The organism is Novosphingobium sp. B-7, assembly GCF_000410615.1.
In the GTDB taxonomy this organism is placed as follows: domain Bacteria; phylum Pseudomonadota; class Alphaproteobacteria; order Sphingomonadales; family Sphingomonadaceae; genus Novosphingobium; species Novosphingobium capsulatum.
Genome location: NZ_KE148396.1, coordinates 28,200 through 28,431 on the forward strand (window position 1 = coordinate 28,200; position 232 = coordinate 28,431).

The following is a 232-nucleotide window of genomic DNA, read 5'->3' on the forward strand; positions in this document are numbered from 1 at the left end:
CCACAGCGCGCGGTGCGTCATCCCGATCGTGCGGCGCACCGGCACCGGGGTGGGCCGCGCCGCCAGCAGGCCCACGTCCAGCTCTACCGCCAATTGCGCCGGGCTGAGCAGGGTGAGCGCATCAGACCCCACCAGCAATTGCCGCACGGTGAGCACCGAGCCACATTCGATGCCGACATGGGGCGGCGGCGCGCCGGTGGCGGCCTGCATCATCGCCTCCCAATAATGGCGC

General features: G+C 71.6%; 1 pseudogene. It reads right to left on the reverse strand.

Annotation, left to right across the window (positions count from 1 at the left end):
* A pseudogene (locus H926_RS28335) lies at nucleotides 1–232 on the reverse strand (LysR family transcriptional regulator); the annotation flags it as partial.